This is a genomic window from Dyadobacter sp. BHUBP1 (assembly GCF_050587785.1).
Classification (GTDB): domain Bacteria; phylum Bacteroidota; class Bacteroidia; order Cytophagales; family Spirosomataceae; genus Dyadobacter.
This window is the reverse complement of sequence record NZ_JBOBIH010000003.1, coordinates 956,271-970,427: the sequence shown is the minus strand read 5'-3', so window position 1 is coordinate 970,427 and position 14,157 is coordinate 956,271. Positions and strand designations below refer to the sequence as shown.

Annotated in this window: 14 protein-coding genes; 7 read left to right on the top strand and 7 right to left on the bottom strand. The window is 44.2% G+C overall.

The window, feature by feature from the left end:
• The first annotated feature begins 103 nt into the window (after window positions 1-103).
• The 6 genes from ACQ4MZ_RS16390 to ACQ4MZ_RS16365 all read left to right on the top strand — a co-directional run bounded on the left by ACQ4MZ_RS16390 (window position 104) and on the right by ACQ4MZ_RS16365 (window position 4,564).
• Window positions 104-661 carry a hypothetical protein gene (locus ACQ4MZ_RS16390; protein ID WP_430846298.1) on the top strand — a complete coding sequence of 186 codons (558 nt, stop codon included), beginning with the start codon at window positions 104-106 and terminating at the stop codon, window positions 659-661.
• Window positions 662-680: 19 nt separating this feature from the next.
• Window positions 681-1,481, top strand: coding sequence for an N-6 DNA methylase (locus ACQ4MZ_RS16385; protein WP_430846296.1), 801 nt, complete (start codon window positions 681-683; stop codon window positions 1,479-1,481).
• Between the two features lie 2 nt (window positions 1,482-1,483).
• Window positions 1,484-1,693, top strand: coding sequence for a helix-turn-helix domain-containing protein (locus ACQ4MZ_RS16380; RefSeq protein ID WP_430846294.1), 210 nt, complete (start codon window positions 1,484-1,486; stop codon window positions 1,691-1,693).
• Between the two features lie 12 nt (window positions 1,694-1,705).
• A complete protein-coding gene (locus tag ACQ4MZ_RS16375) occupies window positions 1,706-2,422 on the top strand; it encodes a recombinase family protein (RefSeq protein WP_430846292.1) in 717 nt (238 codons plus the stop codon).
• A gap of 507 nt (window positions 2,423-2,929) precedes the next feature.
• Window positions 2,930-3,292 carry a CU044_2847 family protein gene (locus ACQ4MZ_RS16370; RefSeq protein ID WP_430846290.1) on the top strand — a complete coding sequence of 121 codons (363 nt, stop codon included), beginning with the start codon at window positions 2,930-2,932 and terminating at the stop codon, window positions 3,290-3,292.
• Between the two features lie 21 nt (window positions 3,293-3,313).
• Window positions 3,314-4,564, top strand: a complete 1,251-nt coding sequence (locus ACQ4MZ_RS16365) for a S8 family peptidase (RefSeq protein ID WP_430846288.1) — start codon at window positions 3,314-3,316, stop codon at window positions 4,562-4,564.
• Window positions 4,565-4,596: 32 nt separating this feature from the next.
• Here ACQ4MZ_RS16365 and ACQ4MZ_RS16360 read toward each other — a convergent pair whose 3' ends face one another.
• The 3 genes from ACQ4MZ_RS16360 to ACQ4MZ_RS16350 form a co-directional block, all read right to left on the bottom strand.
• The gene (locus tag ACQ4MZ_RS16360) at window positions 4,597-5,910 is read right to left on the bottom strand and encodes a HEPN/Toprim-associated domain-containing protein (protein ID WP_430846286.1); all 1,314 of its coding nucleotides are present in this window, start codon (window positions 5,908-5,910) and stop codon (window positions 4,597-4,599) included.
• An 85-nt stretch (window positions 5,911-5,995) separates the two neighbouring features.
• On the bottom strand, window positions 5,996-6,850 hold the full coding sequence (locus tag ACQ4MZ_RS16355) for a DUF2726 domain-containing protein (protein WP_430846284.1): 855 nt from the start codon (window positions 6,848-6,850) through the stop codon (window positions 5,996-5,998).
• A 141-nt stretch (window positions 6,851-6,991) separates the two neighbouring features.
• On the bottom strand, window positions 6,992-8,095 hold the full coding sequence (locus tag ACQ4MZ_RS16350) for a hypothetical protein (protein ID WP_430846282.1): 1,104 nt from the start codon (window positions 8,093-8,095) through the stop codon (window positions 6,992-6,994).
• A 243-nt stretch (window positions 8,096-8,338) separates the two neighbouring features.
• Here ACQ4MZ_RS16350 and ACQ4MZ_RS16345 point away from each other — a divergent pair, with 243 nt between their 5' ends.
• The gene (locus ACQ4MZ_RS16345; protein ID WP_430846280.1) at window positions 8,339-9,307 is read left to right on the top strand and encodes a hypothetical protein; all 969 of its coding nucleotides are present in this window, start codon (window positions 8,339-8,341) and stop codon (window positions 9,305-9,307) included.
• 58 nt (window positions 9,308-9,365) lie between these two features.
• On the opposite strand, the gene ACQ4MZ_RS16340 is transcribed toward ACQ4MZ_RS16345, so the two are convergent.
• From ACQ4MZ_RS16340 to ACQ4MZ_RS16325, 4 genes are all read right to left on the bottom strand, one after another.
• A complete protein-coding gene (locus ACQ4MZ_RS16340; RefSeq protein WP_430846278.1) occupies window positions 9,366-10,442 on the bottom strand; it encodes a hypothetical protein in 1,077 nt (358 codons plus the stop codon).
• Between the two features lie 347 nt (window positions 10,443-10,789).
• Window positions 10,790-11,230, bottom strand: coding sequence for a crossover junction endodeoxyribonuclease RuvC (locus ACQ4MZ_RS16335; RefSeq protein ID WP_430846276.1), 441 nt, complete (start codon window positions 11,228-11,230; stop codon window positions 10,790-10,792).
• A 17-nt stretch (window positions 11,231-11,247) separates the two neighbouring features.
• Entirely contained in the window at window positions 11,248-12,903 is a 1,656-nt protein-coding gene (locus tag ACQ4MZ_RS16330; protein ID WP_430846274.1) for a toprim domain-containing protein, read from the bottom strand.
• A 185-nt stretch (window positions 12,904-13,088) separates the two neighbouring features.
• The gene (locus ACQ4MZ_RS16325) at window positions 13,089-13,970 is read right to left on the bottom strand and encodes a hypothetical protein (RefSeq protein ID WP_430846272.1); all 882 of its coding nucleotides are present in this window, start codon (window positions 13,968-13,970) and stop codon (window positions 13,089-13,091) included.
• Window positions 13,971-14,157: the final 187 nt, after the last annotated feature.

Below are 14,157 nucleotides of genomic sequence, written 5' to 3'. Positions count from 1 at the left end.
CATATGACATCGATCGCGCGAAAGCCTGGCTTTTCACGAACTATCGTATCAGAAAGATTTCTGTTTACTGGGTCAACGATGACCTACAAACCCCCTACACATTATGAAAAAGCTTAAAACGTTGGACGTTCTTTTGCTGGCAAACTATAAGGTAAAAGTAGCCAGGCAGAGGGCGGCAGAATCGGAATTTATCACCTTTTCAACCCGATCGAATATAACATTTCAGCAATTTATCAGCGATGATCAGCCATTTACATGCTGGATTGAGCCTGTGACTGACGCTGTGTTTTATATTCATCCTTATCAGTCAGACGAGGACCAAACGATAGTCCTTGTGAAAGACAAGCATGGGCTTTCCCTGTATTACTCCGAAGCTGGCATGAGCATGCTTGCATGGGAAAATTTACAGGAAATCGAAGCTGCGAAGCAAACTCTGCAACGGGCGGGCTTCTTACTTCCCGTCTGGCAGCGTGATGATATTGTTTGGCAAGCAAATAAAATGTCCGAGAAAAGAAAGGCATGCGGGCTTGCGCCGTACAAAATAACAAAAACAGGTATTGATCAGGTAATGACTTCGCTGGTTGAACATCACGAACCAGAAACCGGAATCAACTGGTTTACAATCAAAACGGCGATTGCAACCATACTTTCTACCAAGTAGCAATTTATCCATCCTCATCATGGCTTACTTAGACGACGCGCCGAAAGACGTGCTACCGATCGCGCGAGTTCTCCGGGAGTTCGGGCAATACCGCTACGATCCGGCACAGGTGTTTTCAGACTTCATTGATTACGCTGTTGCCTGTTTTCTGACGACCGGCGACCGGTCTGTGGCAGAGCAGCTTCGGCAAACATACGGCAAAGAATACCCGAAATTTCAACAAATGTTTGCCGCATGGATAACCATTCTCCATCAGCAATTTAACAGGAATAAGGCTTGGTTCGACGCGCTCGGCATGCTCTACGAGTACCTCGGACACAATAGCAAAAAGAGCATCCTAGGCCAATTCTTCACTCCGCCTGACCTTTGCGATATGATGACCGCGCTGAACTCGCCAGCAGAAAAACTAACGAGCAGGCGTGTCAACGATCCAGCCTGCGGATCAGGCAGGACGCTACTGAGCTTCAATGCAGCGCATCCAGGTAATTATTTATTCGCAGAAGATAAAGATCAAATTTGCGCAAAAATAACTGCAATAAACTTCGCAGTTCACGGCGTCCAGGGGCAGGTAACCTGCATGGACTCCCTTTCCCAAGAGGATTGGCGACTTTGCTATCAGGTCAACCGCTACCATCGGTTTGGTCTGCCGCCTATTCCTCACCTGGAAAGCATTTCAAGGAATCAAAGTTGGTTATGGCGTGAACAAATTTCTGACAATGGCGGGGAGCCTACTATGGAGCGACCCGACGCACCGGTCACAGATGTCGTTGCCGAAGCCAAGCCGAAAATGAATAAGAACGGGCAGCTATTAATCTTCTAAAAATGAAACCTAAGACGATCTACCATCAAAGGGTGCAGAATTACATCCATGATGCACGGAAGTTCGCAAAACTAAGTCAAAAACAGCTTGCGAAGGAATTGGGAGTAAATCAAAGTATGATTTCTGCATGGGAGAAAGGTGTAAAGACACCGTTTGCAGCCGTTGTTTTCCGCATTATGGAGGTTACCCATTTTCGCCCAGATAATTTTTAACAATAAACACTTATGGCACACTACATTGCTTATCTCAGGGTAAGTACCCAAAGGCAAAAAAACTCTGGTCTTGGAATAGAAGCCCAACGCGCTATCATCGAGTACTACGCCAAAATTGACCAAGCAATCATCGTCCGTGAAGTCGTCGAGTCTGTTTCTGGAAAGGAGACCGGAAACCGGCCACAACTGCGTGCTGCTATCACCGAGTGTGTTCAACATGGATATACACTTGTTGTAGCTAAGCTTGACCGCCTTAGCCGCGACGTGCAAGACACCTTTCAAATCCTGAAAGCCCTCGAAGGGCGATTAAAGTCGTGCGACATTCCGCAACTTGACAGCTTCACGCTGGCGATTTTCGCAGGCTTGGCGCAACGGGAACGGGAGCTGATCAGTATCCGCACCAAAGCCGCCCTAGCCGAAAAGAAGAAGCGAGGATTTCAGCTGGGCACCCCTGCAAATTTGACGATCGATAACCGAAAGACAGGAATCTTAGCGGCAGCAGAAAAAGCGACAAAGCACCGATCGAACAGGTTAGTTCTTGCCCTGGTCGAAAAGTGCCGACGGGAGCACAAAACCCTTCCTGAAATCGCGCGCGAGCTCGATGAAAGTGGTTTCAGGACCGTCCGCGGAAAGAAACACTCAATCTTTTCCGTCCGCCGCCTGCTCAAACCTGACGGATGCAAACCATCCGCTCGGCCTATCTACGAGTCTCCAGAGCACAACTCCTGATCCGTTCTATATGATCGAAAAAAAATCGATCAATTGCTTGAACGAGAAGTACGTATCACAAAGGTCCGGCACATGCCCCTGCTCTTTGAGCGAGACTATATAGCCCGTAAAAATCGTCCCGCATGACACATTCTACCCCAAACCCCGGCATACACCAAGGCCGGAATCTAAGACGCTTTCTCGAAATGCTCGGCACCAAGTAAGACTTCCTTGTGTTCGAGCTTAGCGAATCGGTTTCAAGCAAAAAATAGAATCCTTTCTTGGAGTTTCCAAACAACTCTAAACCAAACCTATACAGACAGGTTCGTTGTGGTACCAACTCTTGCTCTGCGAATTATTATTCGGGTAAATTTTATTAAACACGAACATTAAATTGAATTAACGAATCAAAAGCCGCAGAAATGCGCGTTAAGAATCGTTTAGGAACAGTAATTGCCTTTCCCCTAATCGTTAACTAACTACCTAGTATTTAATCACTCGGATTCAACCAAAAATATGTAATAACTGATGGAGCCATTCATAGAAGTAGGAAGTAATGAAGATTTATTCTTTATTCAAGTCAATGAAGACAAGAATATTTCAATCAAGCCGGTAAAAAAGGCGGAAAAGGGGTCGGTTATGTCCGCCGCGGATAAAGCAGCGGTCAGCTTAGAAAAATTGACAAAACCATCTTTGCTAACTGACATTGGAAAATGTATAAAACGGGTCAGCGATACAATCAAGCAAGGCATCACAGAAGGTAATTCTCAAACTTCAGTCAAGGAAATTGAGGTCGAATTCGCTATTAGCGTTAAGTCTGGAGGTACTATCGTGGTAGTAGATGTAGAAGGCTCTGCTAGTTTTAAAGTAACAGCAAAAATTGTTCTTTGATTAAACACTTGTGCTACAGCCATGGATTATCCTTGCAACCCCGCCATCCCCGGTCACTTGATTGTGCTGTTTATGCGTCAGAATGAATTTGCCGTAAATTTTTTTGCCCAGCCAGATGTTTCCGGTCCGGAAGGATACGTAAGGATTTTGGCCCAAATGACACAAAGTTTATCAGAAAAAGATATAGATATTTCCAACACTGCCTATGAATCTTACCTGATTGAAGTCGATCATGGAGAAGAGCTTTTGAAAATCAACTGGATTCAAATGGAATACTATAAGTTCTTATTCTCGGATGAAAATAATTTTGCTCAGTTTAATCGTCAGTACATGCTGAATAACTGGCGATTTTTTGCACTAACAATCGACAGAAACTCACCATACACGCTAAATTCACCCCCTCATTTCTCATACGGGTTTTCCCCAACTCACACTACCAATATGGGTATCATAAATCCATCTGGCAAAGCAAGCTCTTCACCGGCGCCTGTCGCTTTGATCGATAGCGGGATCGACGCACTCCTTGGAGCAAATATCGTAGGTAACCAAAGTTTTGTGACCGACTCCTTGGGTGTCCTATTAACACCAGATGATGAAAATGGCCATGGTACGCAAATGGCTCAGATAATCAGCGAATTAAGTCCCAAAGTTGAGATATACAATTATCGTGTGGCGGATATTTCCGGCGACCTTTTTGAATGGGCGCTTCTTTCAGCTTTGTTCACAACCCTAGTTGATGATTCACAAATTATCAATTTGAGTTTAAGTCAAGGGATTTCCCAAGATAATGACTGTGGTGATTGTGGGTTAGCCATCAAACAAGCGAGATCGCTTGTCCTAGAATTGGTCGTACAGGAGGTTTACTCAAAAGGGAAGCTGTTGATTGGCGCTGCGGGAAATGCTGGATTAGCAGAGTTGAATTATCCTGCAAAGATAGAGATGGTCTTAGCGATTTGTTCAATAAATACCGGTTCACAAATCAGCGATTTTTCAAACTTCGGAACCGATGCTTATAAAACTTTGACTGGCGTTATTCCCCATAAACATGTCTACGTCGCTCCGGGCGGCAATCGCAGCCCTTCTGAGAGTATTTTTTCGTCAACGGGCTACTACGGTACATCCCATGCCGCCGCTTATGCGTCAGGGGCAATTTCGGTACTTTGGGGTAATAACCCGTCATGGTCGTTAGCGGATCTCCTAGACCATCTTGATACAACCTACAATGTAAGTATGGTATCAAGAGGGAGTACTTGGAGGCGAATTAAAATATAAGCTAAAAGTGAAGCAGTTAAAATGAAGTACTATCACATCGTTGCCACTTCTGTGAAAATCATCTCGAAAATACTTCTGAGTCCTGTGAAATCGAAATCCGAAGCTTGCGTTTTCTTACTTTCGATAGAGTCCATAGCGGCATCAAACCTGTCCTGAATCTCGCCCTTTTCAGAAATAGCTCCCTGATAAACTAGAGTTTTGTGATTCCAAGACCCCCACTGTACAGGTATTAGCTGATTGTTAGCATTCCTCAATACCGACTCCCCTAGATACAACTCGGTACTTGCCGCCTTGCCGTTAATGTCTACCTCCACCTCCCCCTGCGGCCCGACGGTCGGATAATTGGACGCTAGTCGGTTGTATGGTAACACCAGTGGTTTGATGTTACTCGGAAGCCTCGTGCTGGAAATATATTTCCAATGTTCTACCCCTGCGGCATCATTATCAAAAAGAGCTACTATCTTGTTATTAATTCCAGCAGCTGCAAAGGATTTTATTGTTGAAACCAACGCTGGTGCGCCCCCTTCTGTTTTGGACGGGCCAAAATCCATAAAAGAAAAATACTCACATAGATGAGGATATAGAATTCGTAGCGTCCTTTCGAATATTCGAGAATCGGATTTCCCTTCCGTTAGAATTAGTATCTTGTCAAACTGCCGCGTTTCAGATAAGGCATCCTCAACGGTGCCTGAACAGATGTGGTCGTCAGGCAGGTAGTAACCGCCGCCAATAAGTTCGGTAATATCCAAGATTACATTAATCTCGCTAGGAATGTCTTCTATCACGGCACGGAGGAACATGCCTATTTCCGCAACCGGAAAACCTAAAAACGTGTCCCTCCGCTCGAAGAATACGCTATAAGGAGGACTCAGCGTTTTTGAATAAGCTTCGTCGGTAATATTCGATCTGTTACTTACAAAACAATCTGCGATCAAAGCAGATATTGCTCTGCGCCAGCCATCGAAGCCATATTGTTGCAGCTGTTGAAGAGTGTGAAACTCGCTCTCGTGGTAGTCGTCCATCACACCCTCGCGTAATTCCCTCAATTCGTTTTGCTCCTGTAGGGCTTCTTCAATACCATCTAAAAATTGTTGTCTGACCGCACGCTCAGTAAAGCCCAATAGATTCAATCTGTCCTTTGCACAGTTTAGCGACATGACTAATTCATAACGGGTAGCATAATCATCGTCGCAGTCTTCAGGTGGATCAGAATAGTAGTCTTGATAAGGAACCTGACTGACAACCAAATCCGTATCTCTGAAAATTATCGCAAGTTGAGATGGCACATGCCCCTTAAATGAATCGACATGATAGCGACCAATATATAATTCGCAGTAGCTTCCCATAATAAGTTATATAGTGGAATTCTCTCATTGACAGAACGGTGACAGCTTAGTAACATCAGAAACTCCGTGAATATCTTAGGCAGTTCTAGCGTGTCACCTCCAGAATTAGCTTCTGTAAATCTTCCTCGCTATGACTGCCGGTCGCACGAATCCTCAAAAGCTTATGACCTGCTTTGGCGATGATCTTATCTTTCATCCGATCCTTTCTGAGTTGTTCTTCATCATCATGGTACAGGCTATCAATTTCCAACATTTTAATCGGCCTGAATTCGTTCTGCGCGTCGACGACGACACAGTCAATCAGAGCGGTAAAGAAGTAGGCGCGCTCTTTTTGATCCAGGTGGTGTTTAACGGACTCGAAATCAACTACTGCTGAGATTGCTACATTCGGAAGTACCAAGTAGGTATGAAAAATCGCACGGACTGCCATATAAAATCGGCGTTCGTGTTGTGACTTAAAAACGCTTGTCGTTGAGTCAACTGGTTCTATCTCACGATTTTCAGTAACCTTTATTGTTGAAGACAAAGAATGCTGAATAACCTTAGGTTGGGAGTTCTCTATTTCCGCCAAAATTTCAATACTAACTGGTAAATTTGCGTACTTTTTGGCATAAAAGACTGCTTTCTCCAAGCTATCGGCACGGTAGATACCTATGATTTTCTCGACGAGAGGGTCTACATGTATTGCCTTCAACGAAAATTTGTAGTGAGGACTTACATGGAGAATGTGAAACTGTTCAAGGTAGAAAAGGTATTCGGGGTCGTCATCAAAGCCGCTGCCTCCAATGAGCTCCGAAATGAACTCCCTCTCCAGGATCGACTGAATAATCGAGTCTTGCTCAATCTCCAGGTAGATTCGATTATCCTTGAATAAATCAATCAATGAGTTCCAGTCGCGCTGCTGCAGCATTAAAAGCGTATTCTCCCGATCGTATTTCATGCTTCTTTCCGGTAGTAGACACAAAGTAAGTTTCTAAAAATTGACGTCAAAATCAACCTCTAACCTTTGAACGATTAAACTGTAATTTTTACGTGCTTCAAATAGTTAGCTAACAAAGCTTCTCGCTAGTGTCTTTGATTATCATTCGAGACAATCCTCTATCACAGGAGAGTCATCTTCTGGCATATCGTCTTCATCCACACCCTTAGTCACCTCCACAAATTGAGGATTCGAGCAAATAGTCAGTGTGCCACTATCCCTAAAGTCCTTGGAGATTAACTTCCACCTCAACTCTATCAGCTGCGACTTTGCTAAGGGCTTGATATAAATTTTATCAGTAGTGTAAAAGTCTTCCCCAATAAGAATTTCCTTCCGAGGGAGGATACGAAGTAACCATCCGGATTCAGAGATTTGATAATCAGTGCTTTCTCCAAGTGGCAGGCCGGCAACATTTGCCAAAGAAGATTCTGATCTCTCTCTATTCGTAGTTGCGATCTGACTAATTTCTCCTTCAAAGTTTACACTAAGTTGAAACTTTTCTATCGGTAGTGTGCCGGTGTTATGAATCGAAAGCCTAAATCCGAAAAAGCTGTTATTTGTCCATACTTTACCAAAATTGTCTGGCATAGTAATCACAATAAAACCGTCCCCATCATCATAGTATCTTGGCTCGAAATACTTTGACGGATCTATCAGATACGTGACCTCATTAAAAATTGGCCAAACCTCCTGTCGATCTGTACCGCCATCAAAAACGACCTTAACTGACTGGGTAGACCTGAATTTTTGATTGTTCGCATACCAATCATGTGTGCGCCGGTTTTCGTCGATCAACTCAACGATGTCCTCCCAACAGAATAAGTGGATTTCAAACATACCGGCCTTTATACTCGAGAGGTTTTGCGCACGAACAAATTCTTCTGTCTTAGCATCTTTCACAGCTGTGGTAGCCAGATACAACTTCTTGAGTGGCGGTTGAAACAATTTGGCTTTGTCGATTTCCTCAATAATTTCCGGCTCGGTAAATTGCCGATGAGTATACTCATCTTTTCCTTTGCACTGGATCCCGTAATATTGAATTTCACCGGACGGTATTCCATACACGTCCACACCATTCTGATTTTGCCCACTTCGCCCATTCTTTTTTATTTCGGCGCAGTTCCATATCTCCCCCCAGAGCTTTTTGCATAACGTTTCAAAATCTTGCCAATTTGTAGGTTGTCGTAATGACTTTGCTGCTTCCATGTCAGCAAAATAAAAAAATATCTCTCATGTTAGAAGAACGTTCTCAGATTATGGGACGATTTGGAAGATCTTTAAAGCCTTCTTGAATATACTCCGGTAACCACTGAGAATTCGAACCAATGCCGTAACTTCGTGTAGTGCCAGCGTGATTGCGGTAGATGATACATAAGTTTTTAACTTACTTTTTATGATTGTTGGGTATCGGAATGTGCTTATATTAGCTGGGCACATATCCCTCGATCTATGTCAAACAGAATTCGGCCCTACATTTCGCAGCTAGAAGCTCCAAGTGCTCTTGCTAATCCAGTGGCAGATGTTGAGCGTATCCTACGTGAGATGCTTAACGTTATTGGCCAAAGAATGGTCTTAGGTCAGTATGTGCTTCACCCAGGTGACGCAGCTCACGGAATCCCTTTTCACGAAATTATTCGTGTTCGACCACATCGCCTCGATTCAGAAACCTTTACGACAAGAGAAAGCCTGTCATTTAAACCACAGGAATTTAACACAACGTTCCAACGAGCCAGCACGCCTGACCAAACAATGTTTTATGGCGAACTTAAAGACCATAGAACAAATGGCTTGCCGAACAGATTGACATCCACTGTAGAGGGTGTTCCATGGCTGCGAGACACTGGCAGTTCAGGAAAGCAAAAAGTCACATACAGTAAGTGGATTGTAAGAGAGCCTTTGTTGCTTTTCCCGGTGATTTTTAATAGTGAATATTCGGGAAATCCTCACGTCGCAGCGTTGCTAACCAGAACAATCAATTTTATTAATGAACTTAACCCTGAATTTGCTGACGACATAAGGGGTTTCTATGAGTACATAGCTTCCAAATTCGCAACGATGCACCTCGGTAATGATGATATGAATTATCTAGTCACAGCCATCTTCACAAAGATAATGCTTGAAAAGGGAGCAGGTCGTTTTGACGGCGTTTTGTATCCTAGTTGTCGAGTCTATGGCGAAGGTACTAACGTCGCAATTTTACCAGAGTCAACGGCAAAACTTGATCTTGTGACTGCGGGCGAATGTATGATATATAAGCATGGCGAGCACACAATAGTAGACAATCTAACTGTATCAGATTCTGATGGTATTACGCCGTTAAGCTCGTTTAACTACAGACCAATATCCAACGAATTTACGCGAGGAGAGCACGCTGTTTATCGAGAGTTAGGGATAGCTGCTCTTGACTATAGATCTTAAGGTGTAGATATAAGACCAATGACCTTATATTTCATACACAAGACTGGAACAACTACGTCTATTGAGCCGCAGTTTCAGGTCCCCCGACAGCGGAATTTTGTCGAAGGTTAATAAAATAATTAGCGATCTTTGGTTTCGCCCTTATAAATTTGTGATTCGGTGATTCTGCAAGAATATGGTCAAAATAGCCTTTTTGGGCTGCGTCCGTTGCCATATTGTCCATGAATGCTGTGTGCTCATCCCTAACGATTGCTTGTAGACACGTCGAAAATTTCGAAACTATGTGCTGCTCGTTAACGTCACAGCCAAGGGCTTTCAAGTAAGATGTGATACTTGAACAATAATTGACTACACGATATGGCGCACATGGATGTGCCCCCGTAAATTGATATACGCTGAATTTGCCGTGCGAAAGCTCATTGTGCACAAAGAAAATTCCTAACATTGCGCAAACCACAATGTCTTGTAGCACCCTGGCATTTTTCTGTCCCGCAGGGACTTTTGAGTAAACTCTCAGGATATCTTCTGCCACTATTATGCTCGAGAAGTTGTCCGCATCCCATTCGGCGAGATGTGATTCTATAATTTCTTCACTGGGCAGCCCTTTTGTATCGCCATCCTCAATGCTTTCGTCAAACTCTTGCGCTGTATTAGTTGATTGCGCTGCATGCCCAACTTCATGATATATGATGGCAGATGCTCCAAACATGAAAATCAACATATTTGGGGGTAACGCAAGGTCGTTTTCAGCCAACAACGAGAGAACGGGGAACATTTTGAAGGTAGGCTCAGCAGTGTCGACTATTTTCAACATCCGCTCAAAGAGTCCAGTACTGAATTTTATAGTGCATAGGTCACTGCCACCATTAAATTTGAAAATTGTGTCCTCATCCTTTACGAAAAAGACGTAGGTCGGTCGCAAATCAATGGATGACACAAGACTGTTAATCATATCGTGGACATATTCATATAGCGTGTGGTATACCCACCTGTTCGGCTCGTCATCTCCCCAATATTTGTACAAAAACTTATAGCCTCTGGCTTCATCTAGATAGGACATCATCCTACTGTAATGTAGGGCATCGATGAAATTCTCATCATCTTTTTCTTCCCCTGGATATATAATTTCGTCCATGGTATGTGCTGAATTGCTCCTTTCTCCAATGTTAACGGGTGAATTCCCTTGATTTTCAACCGGCAATATATAAAGCATTGTGATGATATGAGTCCCGAATTCAAAGTTTTGCCAATTTTCGCGTTGCTGATTGTTATGTGTTCATGATGATTCAGGTTGTCTAAGATCTGCTAACCGGACAAGGATATTCTTTTGAAAGTCCGTATCGACCCGTGCGTGGACATTATGGCCGACTTTGGTAATAACTGCAGGTATGATAATTCTATCGGAGTTGCGGGTGCATTCATGGACAATCAGCACCTTATCACCCACATGCAGGGGATCATACTCATCCATTATATGGTTAGTCAGTCGTACAAGCTCCGAGCTAAGTGATACATATGCATTGCGTCTGCCTCGTTGTCATCATCGCCGAGGTACCCGTATTTTTCTCTCGCTGCTGCGATCATTTCCGCCTTCTTTGAACCTCCCTTACCCGTCGCAAAAACCTTGATCTCTTTAGCGGAAAAGGCCACGTATTGGATACCCATCTCCTCGCACATAGTCTCTATAATACCAACCATTTTCGAAAGTAAAATCACCGAACTTTTATATTGGCTGGCCACTCTTTCGTACGCCACCAGTTTGATGTCTTCACTTTGGATCACTTCCCGCAATTTAGCTTTGAACCTGATCAGCCTCATGCCTGAGCTTTCATCCTTGCGGTTACTGATATCCCACATGCCGTATAAATCTTTTCCACAACACCAGCCACAATGAGTGGCTTGGTCAATCGCAAGAATCTTCATTTTATATTTAGCTTGATTCAAAAAGGTGCATCATCGCGAGGCTCGTAATCGAAACTGGTTGGCTCACGGACTTTTGGAGAACTGATCGGCTCGACATGTGGCAAATCGCTAAAATCCAAGGATGTCTGTTCACTTTGTCGTAGCAGCAATTCCAGTTCGCTCACGTATCCGTATCCTTCTGGTGTATATCTACCGGTAGGCATATCATATTTGAAACTGCAACTGCCCGGCCGGCCAATGAACTTGAACTTGATCTTCTGGATATAAACAGTGACAATGTTCGTTTCAAAATCCCGGTATACTGAAATGCCGTTATCGGTCTTATTGAAAAAGTGCGCCGATCCTGCAATGTCATACATGGTCGCAACGGCATACTTTCCTGCTTTATCCTTTGCAATTTTCACCGGGTGGGCAATCAGGAAAATGTGCACTAGGTTAGCTTTTGCAAAATTCACGACCTTAGTCATCAGCTCGGAGATATACTGTGTCTCTGTATACCCTTTGGGAATTTTATGCTCGATGTAGTTGTATGGATCGATGAGCAGGATATTTATCCCTTTTCTGACAATCAGTTCCCGTGCCTTCTGCAAAATGCCGTCAATCGTAGCATCAATCTCGCTTACCTTCATAAAGAAGAAATGATCGTTGAGAAAGCTCAGGCCCTGGTTCAACCGATGTTGGTTCATGGAATTATTGCCTACAAACCGGTCGCCTACAAACTTGGCAATGATTGCTCCCGCATGTAATTCTGGAGGTTGATGTTCCGGAGAAAATATCCCGCAACGGCTCCCGAACCTGGCTGCGAGCCTTACCATCAACTGATCCACAAATTCCGACTTTCCGCTTCCAGGAATGCCAGTAACCACGGTAACCTCTCCATACCGACAGCTCCAATGATCGTCGAAGCCCACAAAGCCTACTTTCAAGCCTTTTGGAAAACCATTGTTATAAATCTCGATTACCCGATCCGAGATATCGTCACCAGTAAAAATCCCTTCCAGTGGCACCTGCTGGGCCTCGCGATACATTTTCCGTACCGCGTCTTCGCCAAGCTTCATCAACACTTCATTGGTGTCTTTGCAACCAGGTGGATAACTCACAATCCAACACCTTTCCCGGCCCAACCTCCTTATCAGCTCATCCCTCAGCCTCAGTCCCGGCTCGTCGTCATCCGTTGCAACGACTATCTTTTTTTTGTTCTCGAAGTACTCCCAGCAGTTATCAAGATATTCCAGTTTTTGCGTGCCCTTGCTGGCGCCATTAGGTACTGAAACTGACTTAAAAACATTGCATTGGTAGGCACTCATTGTATCCAGCTCGCCTTCCTGAATCGCACATTCTTCGCTTTCCCTGATCTGGTTAAGATTGAAAAAAATTAGCTTGGCATCCTTGTACAGCCTGAAACGCTTTCCAGACGCCCTGAATTTGACATTGATCAGCTCTTTGCCCAGGTAGTAGTTAAAATTAATACAGGCCGTAATCCCGGCTTTTACGCCCTGGTCTTCCTGCATCCACTCTTTGGATTCATTGATTTGAAAGAATTCCAGCGTCCTTTCTGCAATACCGCGGCTTTTAAAAAATGCAAGGGCTTTAGGTGAAAGGGGTAGCGGCTTAACAACAGGCGTCTGATATCTCTTTGGGATGTATCCCTGGAAGTCCTGTTTTCGAACCACAAACACAGTTCCGCAGTTATGGCAATTAGCAACCCCATCCTTTGGCTTGACCGACAAGCACTTGTTGCTGGCATGCTTTCTGCTTTGAGAGCACTCGGGGCACACTGTCTTCATGCTCGTCACATTGGGCCGGACGATAATCCCCGCGTCTTCCCAGCAGTCAAAATATTTCGTTTCAGTGCCCATCACACGATGATCTTCTTCAAACCGTTAGGCCATCTGGAATTGTCCTGCTGTTGTTGGGAGGGCTTCTCATCCTCCCAATTTTTCCACCTGAGGTAAACCGCCGGACTTTTTTGGAACTGCTTATCCGGATGCCTTCTGTTGTACTCGGCGGCATCTGCAAGCGCAAACTTGCGATCGGCCTCAGTTAAGCCCTGCCAGATTTTTAGGGCCCTGAGCTTGTCAACCTTTTTGCCGTAGGCTTCATAAAATGCCTCAAATTTTTGCTGAATTTCTTTTTCTTTTTTCTTGATTTTTTCTTTTTCTAACTCTTCAGCTAGTTCCCTGGAGTTATTAATATTTAAATAATTATTATTTAACTCTTTAGCCGCGCGAGGGAAAGGCGATTTGTGCTGATTATCAGGCGTTTTGGACACTCCAAAATTTTGCTCGTTCACCGATTGTTCACTGCTTGCGCTCTGCCTGTTCAGTGCCGGTTCAATGTCTGTACGGTGCTCGTTCACTGCCTGGTCATTGCCTGTACTTTGCTTATACAATGCTAGTTCACTGCTTGCGCTTTGCCTGTTCAGTGCCTGTTCACTTTTGAACAAGCAAAGCTCAATTACATACGGCTGAAATTGATTTTTGCCATGTTGCAGAATCCTGACAAACTCCCATTTTTCAAGGTCTGCCAGCGCATTCGAGTACGTATTTCTGTTGCCAATCTTCAATGTCTGCATCGAATCGGCCGTCGACAGCACCAGTTTATTTTTGGCCGCTGATCCACCGTTATGCCTAAGAATCAGCATGTACAATGCGATGTGTTGCACCTTGCATTCGACGCAGTCTGAGGCAAAGTCAAAATAGCGGTTCATCAGCGCAGATAGCAGCTCATTATTCTCCATAATATTCCATGATCGGCATAGATGGTCAATTACCCGATACCGGCAGGGCCCAGTGTGCCCACAATAAGCTCTTCTCAGATAGCAATCAGGAAACCGAAACAGTACCTAACGCTAACTGATATACGATTAGATTTTTCTGTACTTTGTTTGAGTTCACGTACCATCTTTTTCATGCGTGGATTTCCAA